Origin of the sequence: Sulfobacillus harzensis, assembly GCF_012933365.1 — a bacterium.
Taxonomy (GTDB): domain Bacteria; phylum Bacillota; class Sulfobacillia; order Sulfobacillales; family Sulfobacillaceae; genus Sulfobacillus_B; species Sulfobacillus_B harzensis.
The window spans coordinates 22,417-43,166 of record NZ_JABBVZ010000012.1; the positions used below are offsets into that span (position 1 = coordinate 22,417).

General features: G+C 58.7%; 23 protein-coding genes. 11 read left to right on the top strand and 12 right to left on the bottom strand.

Going from position 1 to position 20,750, the window contains the following annotated elements:
• The first annotated feature begins 19 nt into the window (after window positions 1–19).
• From HIJ39_RS05225 to HIJ39_RS24030, 3 genes are all read left to right on the top strand, one after another.
• Complete coding sequence (locus tag HIJ39_RS05225) at window positions 20–379, top strand: hypothetical protein (protein WP_169097441.1); 360 nt, start codon at window positions 20–22, stop codon at window positions 377–379.
• Between the two features lie 158 nt (window positions 380–537).
• A complete protein-coding gene (locus HIJ39_RS05230) occupies window positions 538–2,703 on the top strand; it encodes a Lon protease family protein (protein ID WP_243239361.1) in 2,166 nt (721 codons plus the stop codon).
• Entirely contained in the window at window positions 2,673–2,873 is a 201-nt protein-coding gene (locus HIJ39_RS24030; protein WP_243239362.1) for a hypothetical protein, read from the top strand. Before HIJ39_RS05230 ends, HIJ39_RS24030 begins: the two co-directional genes overlap by 31 nt.
• Before the next feature lie 78 nt (window positions 2,874–2,951).
• Here HIJ39_RS24030 and HIJ39_RS05235 read toward each other — a convergent pair whose 3' ends face one another.
• The 5 genes from HIJ39_RS05235 to HIJ39_RS05255 form a co-directional block, all read right to left on the bottom strand.
• Window positions 2,952–3,404 (bottom strand): Rrf2 family transcriptional regulator, encoded by a 453-nt coding sequence (locus HIJ39_RS05235; protein ID WP_169097443.1) that lies wholly within the window; start codon window positions 3,402–3,404, stop codon window positions 2,952–2,954.
• A gap of 5 nt (window positions 3,405–3,409) precedes the next feature.
• Window positions 3,410–4,327 (bottom strand): cysteine synthase A, encoded by a 918-nt coding sequence (gene cysK / locus HIJ39_RS05240; protein WP_169097445.1) that lies wholly within the window; start codon window positions 4,325–4,327, stop codon window positions 3,410–3,412.
• Window positions 4,328–4,453: 126 nt separating this feature from the next.
• Window positions 4,454–5,263, bottom strand: coding sequence for a glutamate racemase (murI, locus tag HIJ39_RS05245; protein WP_169097447.1), 810 nt, complete (start codon window positions 5,261–5,263; stop codon window positions 4,454–4,456).
• A gap of 24 nt (window positions 5,264–5,287) precedes the next feature.
• Entirely contained in the window at window positions 5,288–6,460 is a 1,173-nt protein-coding gene (locus tag HIJ39_RS05250) for an LL-diaminopimelate aminotransferase (protein WP_338055085.1), read from the bottom strand.
• 100 nt (window positions 6,461–6,560) lie between these two features.
• Complete coding sequence (locus tag HIJ39_RS05255; protein WP_169097449.1) at window positions 6,561–6,884, bottom strand: winged helix-turn-helix transcriptional regulator; 324 nt, start codon at window positions 6,882–6,884, stop codon at window positions 6,561–6,563.
• A 212-nt stretch (window positions 6,885–7,096) separates the two neighbouring features.
• Between HIJ39_RS05255 and HIJ39_RS05260 the strand changes: the two genes are divergently transcribed.
• On the top strand, window positions 7,097–7,234 hold the full coding sequence (locus tag HIJ39_RS05260) for a hypothetical protein (protein WP_169097451.1): 138 nt from the start codon (window positions 7,097–7,099) through the stop codon (window positions 7,232–7,234).
• A gap of 131 nt (window positions 7,235–7,365) precedes the next feature.
• The gene (gene wrbA, locus HIJ39_RS05265; RefSeq protein ID WP_169097453.1) at window positions 7,366–7,983 is read left to right on the top strand and encodes an NAD(P)H:quinone oxidoreductase; all 618 of its coding nucleotides are present in this window, start codon (window positions 7,366–7,368) and stop codon (window positions 7,981–7,983) included.
• Window positions 7,984–8,298: 315 nt separating this feature from the next.
• Here wrbA and HIJ39_RS05270 read toward each other — a convergent pair whose 3' ends face one another.
• From HIJ39_RS05270 to HIJ39_RS05285, 4 genes are read right to left on the bottom strand one after another with little or no spacing between them, the layout of a single operon-like run.
• Window positions 8,299–9,261, bottom strand: a complete 963-nt coding sequence (locus tag HIJ39_RS05270; RefSeq protein WP_169097536.1) for a threonine ammonia-lyase — start codon at window positions 9,259–9,261, stop codon at window positions 8,299–8,301.
• Window positions 9,261–9,689 carry a hypothetical protein gene (locus HIJ39_RS05275; RefSeq protein WP_169097455.1) on the bottom strand — a complete coding sequence of 143 codons (429 nt, stop codon included), beginning with the start codon at window positions 9,687–9,689 and terminating at the stop codon, window positions 9,261–9,263. Before HIJ39_RS05275 ends, HIJ39_RS05270 begins: the two co-directional genes overlap by 1 nt.
• An 8-nt stretch (window positions 9,690–9,697) precedes the next feature.
• A complete protein-coding gene (locus HIJ39_RS05280) occupies window positions 9,698–10,621 on the bottom strand; it encodes a serine O-acetyltransferase (protein WP_243239363.1) in 924 nt (307 codons plus the stop codon).
• Window positions 10,614–11,999 (bottom strand): dipeptidase, encoded by a 1,386-nt coding sequence (locus tag HIJ39_RS05285; protein ID WP_169097457.1) that lies wholly within the window; start codon window positions 11,997–11,999, stop codon window positions 10,614–10,616. The genes HIJ39_RS05280 and HIJ39_RS05285 overlap by 8 nt, the downstream gene beginning before the upstream one ends.
• Window positions 12,000–12,097: 98 nt before the next feature.
• On the opposite strand from HIJ39_RS05285, the gene HIJ39_RS05290 reads away from it, so the two are divergent.
• Window positions 12,098–12,499 (top strand): hotdog fold thioesterase, encoded by a 402-nt coding sequence (locus tag HIJ39_RS05290; RefSeq protein WP_169097459.1) that lies wholly within the window; start codon window positions 12,098–12,100, stop codon window positions 12,497–12,499.
• On the opposite strand, the gene HIJ39_RS05295 is transcribed toward HIJ39_RS05290, so the two are convergent.
• Complete coding sequence (locus HIJ39_RS05295) at window positions 12,486–13,709, bottom strand: NRAMP family divalent metal transporter (RefSeq protein WP_338055086.1); 1,224 nt, start codon at window positions 13,707–13,709, stop codon at window positions 12,486–12,488. The genes HIJ39_RS05290 and HIJ39_RS05295 overlap by 14 nt on opposite strands.
• Before the next feature lie 121 nt (window positions 13,710–13,830).
• On the opposite strand from HIJ39_RS05295, the gene HIJ39_RS05300 reads away from it, so the two are divergent.
• Window positions 13,831–14,079, top strand: coding sequence for a hypothetical protein (locus HIJ39_RS05300; RefSeq protein ID WP_169097461.1), 249 nt, complete (start codon window positions 13,831–13,833; stop codon window positions 14,077–14,079).
• A 6-nt stretch (window positions 14,080–14,085) separates the two neighbouring features.
• On the opposite strand, the gene HIJ39_RS05305 is transcribed toward HIJ39_RS05300, so the two are convergent.
• Together HIJ39_RS05305 and HIJ39_RS05310 are read right to left on the bottom strand one after the other, a co-directional pair.
• Entirely contained in the window at window positions 14,086–15,411 is a 1,326-nt protein-coding gene (locus HIJ39_RS05305) for an amidohydrolase family protein (RefSeq protein ID WP_169097463.1), read from the bottom strand.
• Between the two features lie 2 nt (window positions 15,412–15,413).
• On the bottom strand, window positions 15,414–16,676 hold the full coding sequence (locus HIJ39_RS05310; protein WP_169097465.1) for a M20 family metallo-hydrolase: 1,263 nt from the start codon (window positions 16,674–16,676) through the stop codon (window positions 15,414–15,416).
• A gap of 96 nt (window positions 16,677–16,772) precedes the next feature.
• Here HIJ39_RS05310 and HIJ39_RS05315 point away from each other — a divergent pair, with 96 nt between their 5' ends.
• Genes HIJ39_RS05315 through HIJ39_RS05330 form a run of 4 tightly spaced genes read left to right on the top strand, consistent with a single transcriptional unit; the run spans window position 16,773 to window position 20,748 of the window.
• Entirely contained in the window at window positions 16,773–18,038 is a 1,266-nt protein-coding gene (locus HIJ39_RS05315; protein ID WP_207711494.1) for an HD domain-containing protein, read from the top strand.
• Between the two features lie 8 nt (window positions 18,039–18,046).
• Window positions 18,047–18,394, top strand: a complete 348-nt coding sequence (locus tag HIJ39_RS05320) for a tRNA-binding protein (protein ID WP_169097469.1) — start codon at window positions 18,047–18,049, stop codon at window positions 18,392–18,394.
• A gap of 15 nt (window positions 18,395–18,409) precedes the next feature.
• Window positions 18,410–19,411 (top strand): glycosyltransferase, encoded by a 1,002-nt coding sequence (locus HIJ39_RS05325; RefSeq protein ID WP_169097471.1) that lies wholly within the window; start codon window positions 18,410–18,412, stop codon window positions 19,409–19,411.
• On the top strand, window positions 19,399–20,748 hold the full coding sequence (locus HIJ39_RS05330) for a hypothetical protein (RefSeq protein ID WP_169097473.1): 1,350 nt from the start codon (window positions 19,399–19,401) through the stop codon (window positions 20,746–20,748). The genes HIJ39_RS05325 and HIJ39_RS05330 overlap by 13 nt, the downstream gene beginning before the upstream one ends.
• The last annotated feature ends 2 nt before the right edge of the window (window positions 20,749–20,750 follow it).

Sequence of the window (20,750 nt, forward strand, 5' to 3'; positions counted from 1 at the left end):
AAGGGATGGCGTCTGGTGCATGACCCACATGGCGCGTTTGTGGGATCGGGACGTCGATGGAACGGCCGTTCCCGACCTTGAGGCGTTTTCGGAGAATCATCGACACCTGAGTCAGTCTCCGGCATCGCCGTGGATTAATTTCGTAGTGGTAAGAAATCGTGAGAAGACGGGGCGCAATGAGTTAAAAGGCTGCATTTTTACCCGGCGCGATGTCGGCGGCGAGCATTCCCGAATCTTAGAGGGACAGCGGGAGTGGTTCGAAATACTTGCCGATGTGTTTTATGAGCGGCTTGACGATGATGATGGGCGCCAACGGCGCGCCCTATGGCGGGCGGTGATGGTCAAGCACGAGGAGTGGTTGCGCCAAGGCAAAGGGTAAGGGCCGTTTGAATCCGTTGCTATTGGTGGTGTTTTCTAAATGGACCGTTCCCCTAGGGTCATTCGACCGTAGTGGACAGGGCCATGGCGCCGCCATAATGAAATGAGAGCGGCGCATGGGGATGGCCTAGGCCGCTAGAGAAAGGGGAGCGGAGCGCGATGGACAGCCATCAGTTTGAAGTGCCCTTCGATAAAGCACGACGCACGTTTGACCAAGAGATTTTTGCGTCGTTGCCCTCGGATGGGGCCCAGGGCATGCTGGGCCGGGAGCGGGCTGAGCAGGCTATTGATTTCGGGTTGGCAATGCACGCCCATCTATTTCTCGTGGGTCCCGGCGGAACGGGAAAACGCACCTACATCCGGAACCGTCTCGCATCATGGGCCCCTTCTCAGCCTGCTCCCGACGATTGGTGCTTTATCCCCAACTTTGAAAGGGAAGATGAGCCGCGGGCGTTGTCGCTGCCGGCCGGTCGGGGACGCTCGTTTCAGCGCGGCGTAGAACAATTTGTCCAATCTATCCACCGCGAATTGCGCGCGGCGCTGGACTCGGAGGCCTACACGCATCATCGGCAAACCATCTTGCATGCCTTCGAGGTCAAGCAGCAAGAAATCTGGGATGCTCTGTTGGCGCAGGCCCGTGATTTGGGGTTCGCAGTCCAAACGGCACCTACCGGCCAGGTGTTGACGCTGCCGCTCGGCCCGGATGGGCAGCCGTTTCGCCCGGAAGAGTTTCAAGAGATCCCAGAGACTATCCGCAAGGGCATTCAAGAACGCCAAGCCCAGTTGGCCGAACCGCTGGAGATGACCTTGCACCGCATGCGCACGCTGGAACGCGATGCCCGCTTGGAAATTCAGAAGAGCGAACAGGAGGTGGCAAAGAACGCAGGCACGCCTCTGCTTGAGGTCTACTCGGCACCCTATAGGGAGATGCCGTCCGCGCACGGATACTTTAGCGCCATCCTTCAAGACGTTTTGCAGCATTTGGACGATTTACGCCACGATGACAACGACAGTCCCGAGGGCTGGGTTACCCAGTACGCTGTGCACCTCTTGGTAGAACATGAACCCCACGCGGGCGCCCCGGTGATTTTTGAAACCCACCCGACGCTGTCTAACTTGTTTGGCCAGATGAACTACAAGCAATCCCGGGATGGATTGGTTGCCCGCTTGGAGGGAATCGCGGCGGGAAGCCTCATGCGGGCCAATGGAGGATATTTGGTGCTGTGGGTTGAAGACTTGCTTCAGGAACCCTACGCCTATGGTGCCTTGAAGCGGGCACTCAGGCAAGGGTGGGCGAACATCGAAAACGCCCCGGAAGGGTTGGGCTGGATGCGCCCCGTTTTCTTTCGACCGGAACCCATTCCTCTGGACGTAACTGTCGTCTTGATGGGGCCGGCTCACATCTACTACGCTCTCTACAACTATGATCCGGACTTTCGCCGGCTCTTCAAAATTAAAGCGGATTTTGCTGCGGACATGCCCGCCTCACGAAGGAATCTTCGGGAACTAGGCCAGATACTTTCCGAAGCCTGTCATAGGTCGTGCGGGGCACGTCTCAACACGAAGGCTTTGGCAGCTCTGGCTGAATTTGCGGCCGAGCGCGCCGAGCACCAGGAACGCCTCACCACACAACTGGGCGAGGTGTTATCGCTGTTGGAGGAAGCGCAAGTCTGGGCATCTGGTGCCCCCGTCATCGACGGTTCGCATGTGGCGATGGCACTTCAAGGCCGCCGCGAACGGTCGGCCGGTCCAGCCGATTACATGCACCGACTCATCGCGGACGGCACTCTACTCATAACCACAGAAGGGTTCGCCGTTGGGCAGGTGAACGGACTCGCAGTCATGAGCGCAGGTGATGCCCCGTTTGGCCACCCCTCGCGCATTACGGCTGCCGTCTGGGCGGGCGAGCGGGGCATCGTGGATATTGAGCGGCAGGCGCACCAGTCGGGCTCGACTCACACCAAGGGCGTACTCACCCTGAGTGGGTTTTTTTCGGGGCGGTTTGGCGCAAACCGCCGGCTGGCGCTGGGGGCCAGCATCGCTTTTGAGCAGATGTATGACGAAGTGGACGGCGACAGCGCGTCAAGCGCCGAACTGTACGCTCTCATGTCAGCTTTGTCTGGATACGGCATCAACCAGGGCATTGCCGTCACTGGCTCGATTGACCAATACGGGATGGTTCAACCGATCGGCGGGGTCAACCATAAGATTGAGGGATTTTTCGAAGCATGCCGTCTGCAGGGGCTTTCGGGCAAGCAAGGTGTGCTGATACCATCGAGGAATCTTCGAACCTCATGGTTTCACCAGGGGTGCAGACAGCGCTGAAGGAAGGCCGATTCCACCTCTGGGCTGTCGATACGATTGAACAGGGCATTGAGGTGCTCACGGGCGTGCCGGCCGGTACCCCCAACGATGGGTCAGACACCGTCATGGGGAGTGTTGCCAAGCGTCTTGAGCAGTTTGCCGACATTGAAAAACAGCGCCAAAGTGGCTAAGACTTAGGTTCGATCGGGGATAACTCTGCGGCTTCCGCCTAAAGGCACAGCGCTCCGAGATGAGGAGCGCTGTGCAAGCTAGATTCCCAGTCCGCCTTCCACCCAATCCGGGCCGAGAGCGACGCGTCTTGGCACCATCGGGAATCGACCAGCCATAATGTCCGCCAGCGTTACCCCGGCCATGCTGGTTTCGATGCAGGATTCCAATGCTTGCCAGATGGGAGGACTAAGACAGTCCCGACAGTCCCGGGTAGGGCAGTCGCAGAAGGTGATTGGTCCCTGTAGCAATTGTGCGATCTCTAGCAAGGTAATATAGCTTGCTGGGCGTGCTATCCGATATCCGCCATGGGGACCGCGCAGACTCACAACCAGTCGTGCCCGCCGCAACGGCAGCAAGAGCTGCTCCAAATACTTTTCCGACTGCCGTAGCTTTTCCGCCATCTCTCGCACGGTGAGAGGGTGGTTGGGACTCCGGGCCAAAAGGTCCAGAATCGCGAGCCCTACCTTGAGCGAGGTTTTCAACCCGTTCACGATCGTTATTCCGCGAAGAGCGCGGTCGATAGATAGCGCTCTGCATGGTCGGGCAAAATCACGACGGCAACACCGGATGAGCCAAGCTTCGGCAAAGCGCGGCGTGCGGCCTCCACGGCGGCCCCGCTGGAAATGCCAATGGCTAAGCCTTCTTCGCGCATGAGCGCCTTGGCGGCGTCGATGGCACTTTGATCCGGGATTTGAACAATGGATTCATAGAGCGTGGTGTCCAGTACCTTTGGTACAAATCCGGCGCCAATGCCCTGAATACGGTGCGGGCTGTGGGTGCCGCCTGAGAGGACGGGCGATTCCGCCGGTTCCACGGCAATCACATGGATGGCGGGGTTCTTTTCTTTCAGATATTTTCCGGCTCCGGAAATCGTCCCGCCGGTGCCCACGCCGGAAATGAGCGCGGTTACGCGACCATCGGTGTCCGCCCAAATTTCCGGACCGGTCGTTTCGTAATGCACCTTGACGTTGGCGGGATTTTCAAATTGCTGCAACATCACCGCGCCAGGGGTTGAGTCCACCAACTCCTGCGCTTTTTTAATCGCGCCCCGCATTCCCTCACCAGCCGGGGTGAGAACAATTTCAGCCCCAAACCCGCGCATCATCGCACGGCGTTCGACGCTAGCACTTTCCGGCATGGTGATGATCGTGCGATAGCCCCGAGCGGCCGAGACCCAGGCGATGCCAATGCCGGTATTGCCTGACGTGGGCTCGACAATCGTGCCCCCCGGCTTTAAACGGCCCTCTTCCTCGGCAGCGCGAATCATGGCCCACGCGATGCGGTCCTTGACGCTGGCCCCGGGGTTCTTGGCCTCCCATTTTCCATAGACGTCCCAGCCCGTCTCTTCCGACACCTTCCTCAGCCGTATCAGCGGGGTTCCGCCAATGGCGTCCAATATCGATTTGTAGCGCACAGTGTTCCTCCTCAACAGGATTTACTGATATCCATCCGGACGATATGCCGTCCAGCGGGCATCGGCAGCTGCCTCCCTGAATCCATATCGTCTTAATAGGAATTATCACGGTGCGTGAAACCGCTGTCAAGCATCGCGGACCCGGCCATCCTTCCAATGGAGGGCGTGCGCCTCTAGAGGGATGCCCGGGCACAACCGCTCCGCCACCCACAGAAAGCGCTCCAGGTTACCGGTTGTCCAGGCTTTGACGCGCGTGGTTTGTCCGTGTTTCGGGAATCCCAAGGGCATCAGCCGATCGGCAATCTCTTCACCAGGGTCCACAATAGCGGCGCGATTGTCGACAACGCGGTTGAACACTTGCCGCATGTGGGGGAAGTGTGTGCAGCCAAGGATGATGGTATCGACGCCGGTATCCATCACCGGCTCAACGCAGGCTCGGACGGCGTCTTCCACGTTGACGCCGTCAATTTGGCCATTCTCCGCCATTACCACCAGGATGGGGCAGGGTTTGGAGATGACCGTCAACTGAGGACGAATCGCCTGTAATCGGCTCCGGTACAAGCCGGAGCGGTGGGTGGCCTCGGTGGACAGCACGCCAACCGAGCCGTTTCGGGAGATGGCGGCGGCACGCTCTGCGGCGGGCTCCACCACGCCGATAACGGGAACCGGGGAACGGGCTGCTGCTTCTTGGAGGGCCGCCGCGGTGGCCGTGTTGCAGGCGATGACCACCGCTCGCGCCCCTTGGGCGATAAAGAAGTCAAGGAAGGCCAGAAACCAGTCCCGCACTTGCTGCAACGATTTTTCACCGTAGGGAAAATGCCCGGAATCGGCACCATAGATAAATTGTTCTCCCGGCATGCGCTGAAGCAACTGGCGAAGGACAGTGAGCCCGCCCTCACCGGAATCGAACAGCGCAATAGGGCCCGACGACGTCATGCGATCACCTCACGGGGGGACATCTTAGGATAACCGCAAGGTGGCCGCTTTCATCCGCTCCATGGCTTCGACCAAACGCTCGGTCGCGCAGGTCAGAGAGATGCGAAGCCACCCTTCGCCAAATTCTCCGTAGGAGGCCCCGGGCGCGACCACCACATGCGCCTCTTCCACAAAGAATCGGCTGGCTTCGCTGGAGGTCATCCCGCGAGGGGTAGGGAACCAAATGTAGAAGGTGGAGAGCGGGGCGGGAATGGACAGCCCCATGTCCTCCAATGCTGCAAGAACAATATCGCGCCGTTCTTGATAGAGGCGGCTTTGTTCAGCAAAAAAGCCCATGGGGTTAGACTCCAGTGCATGAATGGCCGCTTCCTGGACAGCGGTAAAGATGCCCGAATCGAGATTGGACTTCAAGGTTCCCAACGCATTGACGGCTAAGGCATTGCCAACCGCGGCGGCGACGCGCCATCCGGTCATGTTAAATGGTTTGGAGAGGGAATAAAACTCGACCGCCACCTCTCGGGCACCGGGAATTTCCAAAACACTGGGCGCGCGGTATCCGTTATAGCCAATTTCCGCATAGGCCAAATCGCTGGCCAATAGAATATCATGCCGGCGGCACAAATCCACCGCCTCTGCCAACTGCTCCGCGGTGGCGGTGGCACCGGTGGGGTTGTTGGGGTAGTTGAGCCAGAGCATTTTGGCCCGTTCCAATACGGCCTCGGGAATCGACTTAAGATCCGGGAAGAAGCCGTTTTCCGGCAACAGCGGCAAGGAGTAGACTTCTGCCCCAGCCAGCAACGCCTGTGTAAAGTAGACGGGGTAGCTGGGGTTGGGTACGAGCACCACGTCTCCTGGTCCAACCATGGCCCAGGTGAGATGTGCGATGCCTTCTTTAGAGCCAATGAGGCCCACCGTCTCCGAGAGCGGATCCAACGACACACCAAAACGCGTGCGATACCAATTCGCCACGGCGTTGCGGAAGGGCACGCTGCCCAAATAATTGGGATACCGATGATTGCTGGGGCGGGTGGCAGCTTCCTGAAGGGCGTGGATAATATGTTGGGGCGTTGGCTGATCGGGGTCGCCAATGCCCAAATTGATGATGTCGTGGCCTTGGGCGTGTTCACGTTCAATGAGACGGTCAAGTTCAAGGAAAAGATAGGGAGGCAATTTCTCCATGCGGGCGGCAACCTTCACCAGAATCGCTCCTTTACCGAATCTTCCACCTACGTTATGCAGGCGATACGGTTAGGGTACACGACCCCATGGGTGAGAGCAATGGGAGGGACGTCCTGTTTCAATGGGTTGGAGCGAGAATCCAGGCGTTAGCCCAATCATGCAGGGCTTGCATCACCGGAGCTAAGTCACGGCCTTTCTTTGTCAGGGCGTATTCTACCCGTACCGGCGTATCGGGATACACGCGGCGATCCACAATGCCTTCCGCTTCTAATTCCTTGAGGCGCTCCGCCAACATGCGATCGCTGACATGGGGAATCGCCTGGGCAATCTCCGAAAAGCGTTGCGGCTCTTGTAACAGGACTTCAATAATGAGCCCCGTCCAGCGTTTGCCGATAAGTCCAACGGCCGCCTCGAACCGCGGGCACAAGTCAAATTCCTTCATCGTTTCAACCTCCTCTCATATTATTTGACCTGGGAGAACTCGAATTCATTCGGATATATTTTTTCACGTCCCTCAGCCACTTATTATACCGCGCAGCCCTTGACAAATGAAGACGAATTCGTTAATTTACAATACCGTAGTTGCTAACCAAACGTTAGCCCTCAACATATCCTGTTCTGGCTGGGGAACGCTGGCGATATAGGAGGTGGACGATGAAGCAGGAATGGCTGGCCTTTGTCCGCATAGGGAACTCTGGCACCTTGCGGGTACAAATGCACTTGAGGCAGGTCCTCACCTTTCTGAACGCCAAGGTCGTCCACCGCCTGGAAATTGGTGGCCCTAACTCATGAAAAAATCCGGTCCGGGGATATTATGGCCGATGATTTAGCTATGAGTCTGACGCAAGAACTGATTGATGCGCTCTATGAACGCGTCGCACGAATGACAGCAGTATCCTAACAGATTCCCAAGGAGGTCCATTATGGCTAACGTCAAGATTGCTGTGATCTACTACAGTGCGACCGGCACCAATTATCAGATGGCGCTGGAAGCAGAGAAGGCCGCTAAGGAGGCGGGAGCGGAGGTTCGGGTACGCCGTGTGAAGGAACTGGCACCCAGCGAAGCGATTGCAACTAACCCTCAGTGGAAGGCGCACGTGGACGTGACCCAGCACGTGCAGGAGGCCACCCTGGACGATCTGGACTGGGCCGACGGGATCATCTTCAGCGTGCCTACCCGTTTTGGCAACATGGCGGCTCAGATGAAGCAGTTTCTTGATACGGCTGGCCCATTGTGGGGTCAAGGGAAGTTGGTCAACAAGACGGTCACGGCCATGAGTTCCGCCCAAAATCCCCATGGGGGGCAGGAAGCCACTATTCTCTCCCTCTATACCACCATGTACCACTGGGGTGCGATTGTCGTAGCGCCGGGGTACACCGACCAAACCATTTTCGGCGCGGGTGGAAATCCTTACGGAGCATCCGCCACAGCCGGCGGGGACAAGGTGTCCGACGAGGTATTGGCCGCTGTTCGGCATCAAACCAAGCGGCTGATCGAGATTACGGAGCGGATTGCCTCCCCGGTTCACGCTGACCGATAAATTCGACAAAGGTTGAGACCTGGCCCCCAGATTTTGGGGGCTTTTTTAGCAGCCCAACAGGCGAAGCTCGCGACATCGCCCTTACGCGGCGGGGTGCCGATTAGAAGAACTCGGGAATCCACCAGCGCAAATGACAGACACAGTCGTTTTCGCACCGGCCGCATCCTTGACACAAGTGGTCGACGCACAGAGCGCCGTGGCAGTCGTAGCATTCCGCCACGGATGGGTTGCCGCACGAGCAGTGGTTTTCCTCCATAGTGAAACCCCCTCCACACGGTAGCCTTTGCCATGGGAGGGGGTTTTATGCAAGACCGGTTATTGCACAGGGATGGTGCGGAGCACCTCCGGGTCCACATTTCCGCCGCTAATGACAGCAACCACCCGGCGCCCGCCGAGACGCGCCCGGCCTTGCTCACTAAGCAAAAAGGCTGAGGTTACCGCACCGGAGGGTTCAACGACCAGCTTGAGGCGCGTCATGAGACGCCACAGGGTCTGTTGAATGGCTTCCTCGCTCACGGTGTAGAGGTCATCGACGTACCGTTCGACGATGGGATGGGTGAGGTGCCCGAGAGCCAATGTAATGAGCCCGTCGGCCAGACTCTCCGTGCCGGGAAGCTCGACCCGCCGACCTTGCTGGCGGGATTGAAAAGCCTTGGCTGCGCCTTCCGGCTCCACTCCGATGACGCGCACGTCGGGGCGGGTCTCCTTAATGGCGGTGGCGATGCCGGAGATGAGGCCGCCTCCACCGATGGGGACCACGACAGCCTCGACGTCGGGCCATTCCTGAAGAATCTCCAATCCCAGGGTGCCTTGTCCCGACATCACCCAAGCATCGTCATAGGGCGGGACAAATACATAGCCCAGTTCTTGGGCCACCTGTTCGGCACGCTCTAAACGCTCCCGGCTTCGGGTGCCGAAGAACTCCACCTCCGCACCAAACGCCCGGGCCGATGCCACTTTGATGGCTGGCGCGGTCGTGGGCACGATGATGCGGGCAGGAAGGCCAAAATAGCGGGCGGCCCAGGCCACCGCTTGACCATGATTGCCGGACGATGCGGTGACAACACCTTTGGCGCCGGCGTCGACTAGACTTTTGATCTTATTGAAGGCGCCTCGAATCTTAAAGGATCCGGTAATTTGCAGGTTTTCCGGCTTAAACCGCAAATCCATGCCGGCCTCCTCGGACAGCGAGGTGCTGTGCGCCAGCGGTGTGGCATGAATAACCCCGTGCAAGCGCTCTTTGGCTTCACGGATGCTCGTTAGCGTGGGTGCGGTCATCACAGCGAAAAGACCCACCACACCGGATGGTCATGTGCGGGCTGCTCGTCCAAGAGTGCTTCAACCGGCCGATGCGTGCGGCGAACATTCTTGGTGATACCCACGGAAAAGGCCCGCGTGTCGTATTCCACTTTTTTGCAGTGATAGTGAAGAGCCGTCTTCTTGATGAACGCAATCAAGTCTTTTCCCGCTTCTTGCCACTCGTCCGGGGTGACATAATACCAGTAGCGGCCCCGCCACATCGCCAGACGCACCGTGAATTTGTCAAGCCACTCCACCGTCTGGGACCGCTCCCCGAGGCCATGCTCCTCAAGATATGCCGTCAACTGCCGGGCATCCTTTGGCTTCGGATGCCAAAAGACCAGATCCACCCATAGGCTTGCCGTGCCGTGTGACAGTGGCGGTTTGTTGTCATGAATATGTTGCATCGCTTTCCTCACCCTTGGTTGTCAGAATGTCGTTCCGGTTCCTGTCTCGATCTCAAGGCTATTGTAGACTTTGTGCTGACTTTCGAAAATGGGGGAACGCTTTCCGTGAGCCACACATTGCCCCCAATGACCGAATGGTGGCCAATTACGGTATCGCCACCCAGTATTGTGGCTTCCGAATAAATCACCACGTCGTTCTCAATTGTCGGATGGCGCTTGTGCCCGCGAATGATGCGCCCCGTTTGGTCATGGGGAAAATTAAGCGCGCCCAGCGTCACCCCTTGATAGAGGGTGACCCGGTCCCCTATTTCGGTGGTCTCGCCAATGACCACACCGGTGCCATGATCGATAAAGAAGTAGAGCCCAATAGTCGCCCCCGGATGGATGTCGATCCCGGTGTCGCTGTGGGCAATCTCCGTCATCATGCGCGGCAGCAGCGGCACGTCCAGACCGACCAGAGTGTGGGCCATGCGGTAGGCTAGGGTGGCATAAAATCCGGGATAGGTGCTGATGATTTCCACCAAGCCACGCGCTGCCGGATCGCCCTCGTAAGCCGCTTCCGCATCGGTCAGCGCTTGCCGTTGAATAGCCGGGAGAGCCAACATGAATTGCCGCGCTTGGAACGCGGCCTGATCCAACACCGCACAGGCGGAGGGAGCCTGACAATCATGAACTGTCGTCCGGTGGATGAGCCCGGTCAAGGTCCAGAGCAGTTCGCCGGCCCGTTCCGCTCCTGGCTGGTCGCTGGCATCCGGAGCCATGGTGGCGCAATGGGGGAACAGCATCCCCTGGATTTCGTACATGAAGCGGCGGATGGGTTCCCGGGTCAAGGGGCGCACCAGCTTTTCCGACTGATGAAACAGCGCTTCCCCTTCCGTAAGGGTCTCGACCAGCCGCGTCAATTCCGTGGATGTCATCGGCAGGTCACTCATGGCGATCACCCAGATAGGCCCATAACGCCGCCACGGTTTCCGCCCCCCGGTAGAAGTTGTCGAGGTGGAAATGCTCGTTGGGCGCATGGAAATTTTCGTTCGGCAGGGCAAATCCCAGCAACAATGTGGGAATGCCGAGCGTCTCCTGGAAGTCCACCACCACGGGAATGGAACCGCCCATACGGATGTATGACGCCGGGGTGTGATAGATGGCTTCGATGGCCCGTTCCGCCGCCTTGACAGCTGGATGGTTCAAGGGGGTAATGGAACCCGGAGCCCCCTCGCCGGGAGAAATCGTGAGCCGTACTCCCGGAGGAAGATGCTGTCTTAAATGCTCGGACACCGCCTCGATAATCTGCTCCGGCCGCTGGTGAGGGACCAACCGACAAGTAATCTTGGCATGGGCGGTCGACGGGATAATCGTTTTCTGACCCTCACCGGTAAATCCCGACCACATGCCGTTCACTTCCAGGGTGGGGCGGGCCCAAATCCGCTCGAGGGTGGAATAGCCCGTTTCTCCAAACAACGCCGGCACCTGGACGTCATCGCGATAGACGGCGGGATCAAAAGGCAGTCGGGCAAGCGCTGCACGCTCCTCATCACTGAGCGGCTCGACATCATCATAGAAGTGGGCCACCCGTACACGACCGTCCTCGTCATGCAACGACGCGATGAGACGGGCCAACGCATGGGCTGGGTTCATGACGGCTCCCCCGTAGACTCCGGAATGCAGGTCCTGAAATGGGCCATGCACCGTAATTTCTAGCGATACCAAGCCCCTAAGCCCATAGCTTATGGAAGGGTAGCCGTCGGCATACATGGGGGTGTCGGAGATGACCGCCAAGTCTGCCGTGAGGTCGGTTTGGTGCTCCCTAATATATTGGCTTAAGTGGACGCTGCCAATTTCCTCTTCACCCTCAAACAGAAACTTGACGTTCACCGGCAAGGAACCCGCTTTCTGCCAAGCCTCAGCAGCGATGAGCTGCATAAAGACCTGCCCCTTGTCGTCGCTCGCGCCGCGCGCATAAAGGATGTTGTCTTCGACCGTGGGATCAAACGGATCGTGGCGCCACGATGACAACGGGTCGACCGGCTGCACGTCATAGTGGCCGTATACCAGCACGGTCGGGCGGTCGGGGCGTTGAGGGCCCGACGCGACCACCACGGGGTTCCCTGGGGTGGAATCGAGACGGGCATCCTGAAAGCCCGCTGCTACAAGACGGTTTTTCAGCCATTCGGCCGCCCGCGCCACATCGCCCTTGTGGGAACTAAGGGCAGAAACACTGGGAATGCGAAGAAAGTCCGACACTTCGCTTACATGTTGATCACGGTGGGTCTTCAAATACGACAATACCTGGTCCAATCCGCCGTCCGGCATGGATCTAGCCTCCTTCTCCCCCCTATCATACCGAAAAGCGGTCAATTCGAGGAATCCCGCGCGGGGTCTGGTACCATAGAAGGGCAAGGAGGATGAGCATGTCCATCGATAGCCAATCCACGCTGCTGACCAGCTTAGGCATTGAGATTCAATCGGCTGAACCCGATTTGGTGGTCGCCACCATGCCAGTTGACCATCGAACCCGCCAGCCCTTCGGCATTTTGCACGGCGGGGCGTCGGTGGCGCTGGCGGAAACGGTAGCGTCCATTGGTACCGCCATTCAGATTGACCAAAGCCGGCAAATGGCGGTGGGCCTCGAAATCAATGCCAACCACATTCGCGCCAAGGCGGACGGCATGGTCACGGCTCGGGCCGTCCCGGTGCATCGTGGCCGAACCACCATGGTTTGGGACATTCGCATTACCGACGAAGAGGATAAACTGGTGGCGATTTCACGCTGTACGGTGATGATTCGGGATCGAACCACTACGCGGTCGTAAGTCCCAAGACCGCCAGGCCAATGAACAAGGCAATGATAGCGGCCAGCCCCAGCTGTCGGCGCCAGCGAATCGCCATTGGTCCCATAGTGCGCCGGTCCCGGGCAATGAGGCCTAAGGTCACCAGGCTGATGGGCATCCATAGGGCGCCCAACGCTTGGGCCCAAAGAGCTAAGGTGCCAATGGGAATCCAGAGAAAGATGGCCGCGGCCGCCGCAACCCCCAGCGTCACCAGATGGAGGAGGAAGAGCCCGCCGCGAGTCGGCATCTCCTGGCGAGGATGAGCGCCGGGCGCCCATGACTCCCGTACCATCCAGGCTGACGATAGGGAGATGGTGCAGGCGGCTAAAAATCCAGCATTAAAGATGCCGAGAGCAAACATGTCGCCGACCAATCGGCCGTCTTGGGCGACCAGCCATCGGAGCGGGTCGGCGAACACGGCTCCCGATCCGGGGGTTAGTCCGCCAATCAGAAGCACCACCGTGGCCATCACCACTTGGGCGACCACGCCCAGCATGATGTCTTGCCGACCTGCTTTCAACGTGCGTACTTGCCCCGCCCAAACCGCATTTTGCTGCCAGTAAATCATCCAAGGGGCCATGGCGTTGCCGGCCAATGACAGCATTAAAAAGCCGATCGTTGGGGTAAAGGACCCGCTGAACGCCATCCGCCAGGCTCCAGGCGACGGGTGCAGCAAAAGCGCAGCGGGAATGAAAATGAGGTTGAGAAGCGAGATCCAAAGAAGCAAACGTTCCACCGACTGATAGCGACTCCAGGAGGTAATCGCCAACACGATGGCGAAGGCTAATATCACCGCGACCGGCCAGGGAATGCCAATCATGTTTTCGCCCATGGCCATGCCGAGAAATTCCGTTACCAGAATGACCATGTTGAGGGCGTGGAGGACCAAGCCGTTCACCCGCGACCACGGGTGGCCCAAACGGTGGCGAATAACCTGGCCGTAGGGTTTTTGGGTGGCGAAGGCCACCCGCAACGCCAGTTCCTGCACCACGTAGGTGAGCGGGGCCATCAGCACCAGAGCGGCGATGAACCAGGTGAGATGATGGGAGGCGCCGGTGACCACATAAGACAACATTCCGCCGGCATCATTGTCGGCGGCTAATCCCAACACCCCCGGCCCGATGGCTAAAATTAAGAGCCATATGGCCTGTCGACGGCGCGATTTTTGAACTGTGGCCTTCAGATTTTGCACAGAATCACTTCTTTGGCTAAGTTGTGTCAGGCGTCGCATCTTCGAGCGAATCACGCTCATGATATGTTGTGCCCGAGCGGCAGGTGAGTGGATTGCTGGGATAAGAAAAGGGAGGGATGGCGTGCATAGCTTGTGGTTTGGCATTGCTGAGGTGGTGCTTGGTGCCTTGGGATTGGTCTTGGGCGTGAGTCGGCGGAGCAGCCGACTCACAACCGTGATCGCGGCCGGACTTTTGGTGATGGGGCTGGCTCATTTTCTTCGGGGAAAGGCAGCGGTGGTCGTCAGTGATGTGGGTGGAGTGGTTCTCCTCATCGGTCTGGTTGTGATGGCGCTCGCCATGCGGCGGGCGCGGAAAGACGGTGGATCCTAAACCGACTCACCGCGCTGCTTGCCACCCACGGGCCCATGAGACTAATGGGGTCGGATTGAAACGGGTGGGAAGACCATTCTGAATGACCCGCTCACCATTGACGTAGACATCCTTGATGGCGGTGTCCGCCATCGCGTAAACCAAATGGCCAAGTGTAGCCGGTCCGGGCAACAGAGAGGGGTCGTCTGTTCGCACGCTCACGGCATCGAAGGGTTCCCCGGAGACAAGACGGCCTCCCCGAAGGCCAAGCTTCTGATAGCCGGCCCGCGTTCCAAGGTCGAAAACCTGTTCCGCGCGGATGACGCTGGAGTCGGTCCAATGGACTTTTTGCAACAGGGCCGCCATCCGCATATCGTCAAAAATGGAGTGGCGGTCGTTGGTGCACCCACCGTCTGTTCCCAAGATGACCGGAATTTTCCGCTTGAGCATCTCGACTAGCGGGGCGATGCCGTCGCCTAAAATCATGTTGCTGGCAGGGTTGTGGACAACGGTTGCGCCCGTTTCGACCAGCACATCCAAATCTTCGTCGTCCACCCACACCGCATGCACGGCAAGGGATTGCGGCGACAACGCGCCGTAGCGCGCACACCATTGGATCGGCGTGAGGCCGGTCTCGTGCTTCATCTTTTCGAGTTCGTAGCGGCCCTCAGCGACATGAATATGCAGTCGGGTCTTCAGTTCCTTGGCTGTGGCGACCGCCGCCTCGACCATGGCAGGCGATGCGCCGTGGGGTGAATGCGGCGCGACCTGCAGAGTGACCCATGGGGTCAGTCCTTCCTGACGGAGCCGGCGATCGAGATCCAAGGTGTGATCGTGGGCCTCATGGGGCGTCTCCCGATAACGGGCCGGTGCACCGTCCCAATCGTAGAAGGTGCGCGCTAAAATGAGCCGAATGCCCACCTCTTGGGCCGCCCGGGCAATCGCCAGAGCATTGTCGCTGCCTTGATCGTTCAGATAGAAGAAATCGACCACGGCCGTGATGCCATGACGCAGCATGTCCCAATAGGCGAGTTTGGCCGAGCGGTATATGTCCTCAGGCGTTAGCCTTTCCGACACCGGATAGAGAACCTGGCTTCGCCAGGTCAGAAAGTCCGAGTCCTCGCCCATGCCGCGCATAAGTATTTGAAATGCGTGGTTATGGCCGTTCGCGGTGCCGGGCACGAGCAGTTCTCCGTCCAACCGCTCGACAAGCGCATCAGGAAATTCCGTCGTCAGTGCCTCGACGCTGTCGACGTGGTGGATGATGCCGTCGTCCCCCACCAATATTCCCGGGCGAGAGAGAATAGCGCCGTCGATGACGGCGGCATCGGGAGCAAAAATATGGAACGACATTTTTATGCCTCCTCCGTCAAGAGGCCGTAGGCGGTCTCCGCTAAGACCCGCACCCCATCAAGCATGGCCTGATCGGAGGAGAACTCTTCCGGCGCATGGCTAATCCCATTTTGGCTGGGGATGAATATCATGGCGGCGGGCATTACCCGGCCCAGCACACCGGCATCGTGGCCCGCCCAAGACACCAGGCGGGTGGAAGCGAGATTAAGGCGGGAGGCCGCGCGTTCGATGGATTCAACCCAGGGTTCATGCATGGGGCAGGGAACGACATCATGAAACGTCTCGACACTGACCGCGACGCCGAATGAAGCGCCGGCTCGCTCCGCCATGTTAGACAACGCCTCCACCGCCTCATCCAAGCGTGTGGCGTCGGGCGAGCGAATGTCCCAATCCAGCCGGCAAAATCCTGGGACCACGTTGGTGGCGTTGGGATGGACGTCGATCCGGCCGGGATTGGCAGTCAATTGGTCGGTGCCGTCGACATAAGCGCTAAATTGCATAATGGTCTCGGCTGCCGCCCTCAGCGCATTTTGCCGTTCCTCTTTGGGCGTGGTGCCGGCGTGGTTGGTCTTTCCTGTGAATCGCACCGCCACCTGCCGGATGCCGGTGATATCGGTCACGGCTGCGACGCCGAGACCCTGTCGTTCCAGTCGGGGTCCTTGTTCAATATGTAGTTCGAGATAGCCTAAGAAGCTCTCCTTCAGACGTTCAGCCTGAGGCAAGGCATCGAGGTCGAATCCGTAATGTGCCATCGCCTCTCTAAGCGCCACGCCATCCCGATCCTGAGCCACCCGGACGTGGTCCATGTCGAGAAGCCCCGCCACCGCCTTGGAGCCCAAGAGACCGGTTCCGAAACGCGGCCCTTCTTCATCGGTGAAGGCGGCAATGCGAAAAGGGCGGCGCAGCGCTCGGGATTCGACGATGAGTGCTTTGGCTGCGGCAAGGGCTGCGGCTACACCGTAGCCGCCATCAAAGGTTCCTCCATGAGGAACGGAATCAAGGTGTGATCCAAGCGCCAGTCGGGGCAGCGTGTCCGAAACCCCCGGAGGCACAAAGTCTGCAAAGCTGTTTCCCGCTTGGTCCTGAAATACGGTTAGGCCAAGCGCTTCTGCCGTTTGCCGAAACCAGCGGTGCGCCTCCCGTTCGGCCTCGCTCCACGCGACGCGCATATATCCGGTTTGGCTGCTGCCTTGCCCAATGGCTGCCAGCTGCCGGAAAATGGTAAGAAAGTAGGTGGAATCAATGCGGATGCTGGACTGGGACATGAGAACCCCCCTCGGGTGATGTCGTACGAGTATTGTACAGGAGGCTCGCCAATCCATGCTACTATGCTAGAAGAAACGGGGGCGGAACGGGTGGCTATGACGGAGGACGAAAAGGTCTTTAAGGATCCGGTGCATGGTTACATTTATGTTCATGATCCGCTGATTTGGGATTTGATTAACACGCGCGAAATGCAGCGCCTGCGTCGCATCCGGCAACTCGGCACCACCTATTTTGCCTATCCGGGAGGCGACCATAGCCGGTTTTCCCACTCGCTGGGGGTCTACGAGGTCATTCGCCAGATGATTCAAGCCTTTGATCGCAACAATTATGATTGGCCCCACCAGTATGATCGGTTGGCCATGATCTCCGCCTTGCTCCATGACGTGGGACACGCGCCGTTCTCCCATGCTCTCGAGAAAGTGATGGGGACGCGCCATGAAAATTGGAGCGTGACCATCATCGGTCATCCGGAGAGTGAGGTACATCAAGTTCTGGAAGCGGCCGAACCGGGACTTTCAGGCCAGGTGGCGGACGTCATCCAAAAAACCTTTCCGAATCGGTTGGTGGTGTCCATGATTAGCGGGCAGCTCGATGCTGATCGGCTGGACTATCTCATGCGTGACTCCATCGCCACTGGGGTGGATTATGGCACCTTTGACCTTGCGCGCATCATTCGCGTCTTGCGGCCACTGGAGGACCGCCTGGTGGTGCGCCGTAGCGGAATCCATACGGTCGAAGCCTATCTTTTGGCCCGCTATTTCATGTACTGGCAGGTGTATTTTCACCCGGTCAGCCGCGCCGGAGAGGTGTTGTTGCGAACCGTTCTGGAACGAGCCCGCGAGCTGGTTCGACGTGCGCGGGCGCCTTTTGAAACCCATCCGGCACTGTTCCCTTTTTTGATCGGCAAGGTTAATATGGAGCAATACCTCTCGCTGGATGATGCGAGCCTCTTCAATGCCTTCAGCGTGTGGCAGGATGATGAGGACCCGGTGCTGTCGGATTTGGCGCGTCGCTTTCTTGATCGGCGGCTTTTCAAAGAGTATCCCTGGACTCCGGCCCTGGACGGCCGGCTCGGCGATGTCCGGCAATTGGTCGCCGCTCACGCTTTGGACCCTAATTACTATTGTATAGTCGACGAGACCGGAACCGTTTATTATGATTACTACCTAGGCAGTCAACGTGAACCCGGACCGGAGAACGCGATTTGGCTCTACGATCAGGCGACGGGGGTGCTTAGTGAAATGTCGGGACAGTCTCTGCCCATTCAGGCCATTGCCGAAGAGCACCGCCCGGTGCGGAGGCTTTATGTGCCGGCGGAAGTATTGGCCGACGAGCGCTTCGGAAAGATAGTGGAGGGCTAGCGAAACGGATGGAGGAGAACGTGCCGCATCGGTCGGTGGAAGGATTTTTTGAATACCATCTTTTGGTGGGCACCGTTGTGCGCGCCGCTGTAAACGAGGGGGCGAGGAAACCCGCATATCACCTCGTGATTGACTTCGGACCGGCCGGCCTTAAGGAGTCCTCGGCGCAGATTACCGATCATTACCAGCCCGAGGATTTAGTCGGCCGTCAGGTCATTGGGGTTATGGACTTTCCACCCCGGCGCATCGCGTCGGTGAAGTCCGAAGTGTTGGTGTTGGGTGCGGTCAACGAGGGCGGGGATGTGGTTTTGCTGCGTCCCGATATGCCGGTGCCCAACGGGACCCCCATTGCCTAAGTTTAGAAAGGATTGATGATCGTGCGCGTTGCACTCGTGATACCGAATGACACGCCTCCCACGGGAGGCAACAGCATTTCGGCCCGTCGTATGAAAAAGGGGTTGGAGGACGCGGGGCACGAAGCCGACGTGATTTGGTATCACGACGGAATTGGCGAATACGACGTGTATCACGCCTGGAACGCGGTGCGCGTTGGCGGACAGTTGGTTGAGGATGGGATTAACCCGGAACAGATTGTGGCTACCTGGACGGGCACCGATTTGTGGAAGGATTGGGTGCAAAATGCCGCCCAGGAAAAGCGGCGTTTGGAACGCATCCGCTATCAAGTCACCTTCACCGAGGATGCCCGGGCGCGTATTTTGGCAGATGCCCCTGAGTGGGAGGACCGAGTGGTGGTCATTCCGCCATCGGTGGATATTGATCATTTCTGCCCAGAGGATACGGCGGTTGAGGTTCCGCATCCCTTTGTACTGGTGGCGGGCGGTGTCCGACCTGTCAAGCGTTCGGCGTGGGCGATTGATTTGGTCGCCGCATATCGCGAGCGAACCGGGGCGGACGTTCACCTGGCGATCGCCGGCCCTGTCAGGGAAACCGGGGAATGGCAACGGGTGCAAGAGAAGGCGGAGGGCAAGGATTGGGTCCAATTGCCGGGCGATTTGCCGCCCGAAGAGATGCCTAAATGGTATCGCGCGGCGGACGTTTTTTTGAATACTTCTGAGGTGGAAGGCGTCTCCAACGCGATCATGGAGGCCATGGGATGCGGCGCCTTGGTTGTGGCGACTGACATTCAAGGAAACCGGGCCTTGATTCAGCCGGGACGCACCGGCCTGCTGTTTAAGGATGAAGAGGAATTTCTGGTTGAGCTGGATCGGGCCCTGCACCAAACCGAAGAAAGTGAGCGGATTCGCCGAGCAGCCCGCCAGCAGATTGTCGCCCGCCACTCCATTCAATACGAGGCCAAGCGGTATGAGCGGCTCTATCTCGATGCGATTAGCGTCAGGGGGTGCTGCCGCTGAGCGCCTTAGGGTTCATCCGCTTCGACGTGGAGGACTTCCTGACCCCGGAGTCGGATGAGGCGTTGGTGCGAATGATAGCCTCTATGCATCGTGCGGGCCTCCCGGGTTCGTATGGGTTGGTGGGAAAAAAAGTTCTCGCTTTGAAAGAGCGTGGACGCCTCGATGCGCTGGAACTGCTCCGATCCGAAAGGGCCATCGGCTTTCATTCGTGGAGTCACAGCGAGCACCCGACGCTAGCCGAGGAATTGTGCCAACTTCCCTACGAGGACGGTGTCCGCCGCTTTATCGACCGGGAACGTCCGGGCGTTGAGGCGGTAACCCGTCTTGTCAAGCCGCCCCGATATTTCACCCAACCGGGCGGCAATTGGGTGCCCGAGGCCCTCGAAGCACTCCCTGCCCTAGGGATGAATGTGTTTTTTACCGATTCCTTCAACAGCTACATCGAGGATCTCACGGCTCCCTATTGGCTGGGAGAAGTGCTCCACCTGTCATTTCCTGTGGTTAATCCCCGTCCCTTTGGGCTTGGGCTTCCCGGTAATTTGAACAAGGCCGTGAAATTGGTGGAAGAATGGCAGGAACGGACGGGCGACGCTTTTATGGTGATGCTACATCCGACGGAATTGGTGAGCCGCGAGTTTTGGGATGCCGCTAATTTTTCCCGGGGCCGGGTTCCTGAACGCTTAAAGCCCGCGCCCCTTCGCACGCGCGACGAGCAAGAGCAAGCCTTGAAGGCCTTTGACGACTATTGCCAGGCCATGAGCCGACTCGCGATTGAATGGTGCGATGCTGAGACGCTTGCCAGCCGGATCGCCCCGCGCGAGCCCATCCGGGTAAACATCGCTGAACTTGCCCGTGCCGTGCGTCAACAGGGACTGGGTCCGATGGAGCTTACGACCGGGACGCTGTCGGCCGCCGAGGCTCTCTACGCTCTAGCCCGGGGACTGGTGACGGGCCGCGATGCGATGGACGTCGGGTATATTGGCGCGCCTGAACACTGGCAGGAGGCTGTCAGCCCGATCGTGACCACCTCTCAAGACCGGGCGCGGACGTTTGCCTTCGGTGTGGTCAAGGCGGTGGACGCCACAGGTCGCTTGCCATCGGAACCCACGGCTGGATTAACGCTGGAAGCGGGGGTTTCGGCTCTGATTGGCAAGCCCGTTGGCCGCCTGCGTTTTTTGGATTATATTAAGCCCCAGAAACGGCTTCATTGGGACTGGCCAATATTTCCTGATCCTTTTCGTCCGGTGCGGCTCTGGCAGGATGCGCGGCGGCTCGGGTGGACCATGAAACGGGCCCAATTTCGTGATGAACTAAGAAACAACGGCAAGGAGGCGTAGGC

Coding starts and splice junctions, on each gene's coding strand:
- HIJ39_RS05230 (WP_243239361.1), top strand. CDS start 538: ATGGACAGCCATCAGTTTGAAGTGCCCTTCGATAAAGCACGACGCACG.
- HIJ39_RS05290 (WP_169097459.1), top strand. CDS start 12,098: ATGTCCATCGATAGCCAATCCACGCTGCTGACCAGCTTAGGCATTGAG.
- HIJ39_RS05270 (WP_169097536.1), bottom strand. CDS start 9,261: ATGACCGCACCCACGCTAACGAGCATCCGTGAAGCCAAAGAGCGCTTG.
- HIJ39_RS05260 (WP_169097451.1), top strand. CDS start 7,097: ATGAAGCAGGAATGGCTGGCCTTTGTCCGCATAGGGAACTCTGGCACC.
- HIJ39_RS05305 (WP_169097463.1), bottom strand. CDS start 15,411: ATGTCGTTCCATATTTTTGCTCCCGATGCCGCCGTCATCGACGGCGCT.
- HIJ39_RS05325 (WP_169097471.1), top strand. CDS start 18,410: ATGATCGTGCGCGTTGCACTCGTGATACCGAATGACACGCCTCCCACG.
- HIJ39_RS05310 (WP_169097465.1), bottom strand. CDS start 16,676: ATGTCCCAGTCCAGCATCCGCATTGATTCCACCTACTTTCTTACCATT.
- HIJ39_RS24030 (WP_243239362.1), top strand. CDS start 2,673: ATGGTTTCACCAGGGGTGCAGACAGCGCTGAAGGAAGGCCGATTCCAC.
- murI (WP_169097447.1), bottom strand. CDS start 5,263: ATGACGTCGTCGGGCCCTATTGCGCTGTTCGATTCCGGTGAGGGCGGG.
- HIJ39_RS05280 (WP_243239363.1), bottom strand. CDS start 10,621: ATGAGTGACCTGCCGATGACATCCACGGAATTGACGCGGCTGGTCGAG.
- HIJ39_RS05275 (WP_169097455.1), bottom strand. CDS start 9,689: ATGCAACATATTCATGACAACAAACCGCCACTGTCACACGGCACGGCA.
- HIJ39_RS05315 (WP_207711494.1), top strand. CDS start 16,773: ATGACGGAGGACGAAAAGGTCTTTAAGGATCCGGTGCATGGTTACATT.
- HIJ39_RS05225 (WP_169097441.1), top strand. CDS start 20: ATGACCCACATGGCGCGTTTGTGGGATCGGGACGTCGATGGAACGGCC.
- HIJ39_RS05255 (WP_169097449.1), bottom strand. CDS start 6,884: ATGAAGGAATTTGACTTGTGCCCGCGGTTCGAGGCGGCCGTTGGACTT.
- wrbA (WP_169097453.1), top strand. CDS start 7,366: ATGGCTAACGTCAAGATTGCTGTGATCTACTACAGTGCGACCGGCACC.
- HIJ39_RS05285 (WP_169097457.1), bottom strand. CDS start 11,999: ATGCCGGACGGCGGATTGGACCAGGTATTGTCGTATTTGAAGACCCAC.
- HIJ39_RS05320 (WP_169097469.1), top strand. CDS start 18,047: ATGGAGGAGAACGTGCCGCATCGGTCGGTGGAAGGATTTTTTGAATAC.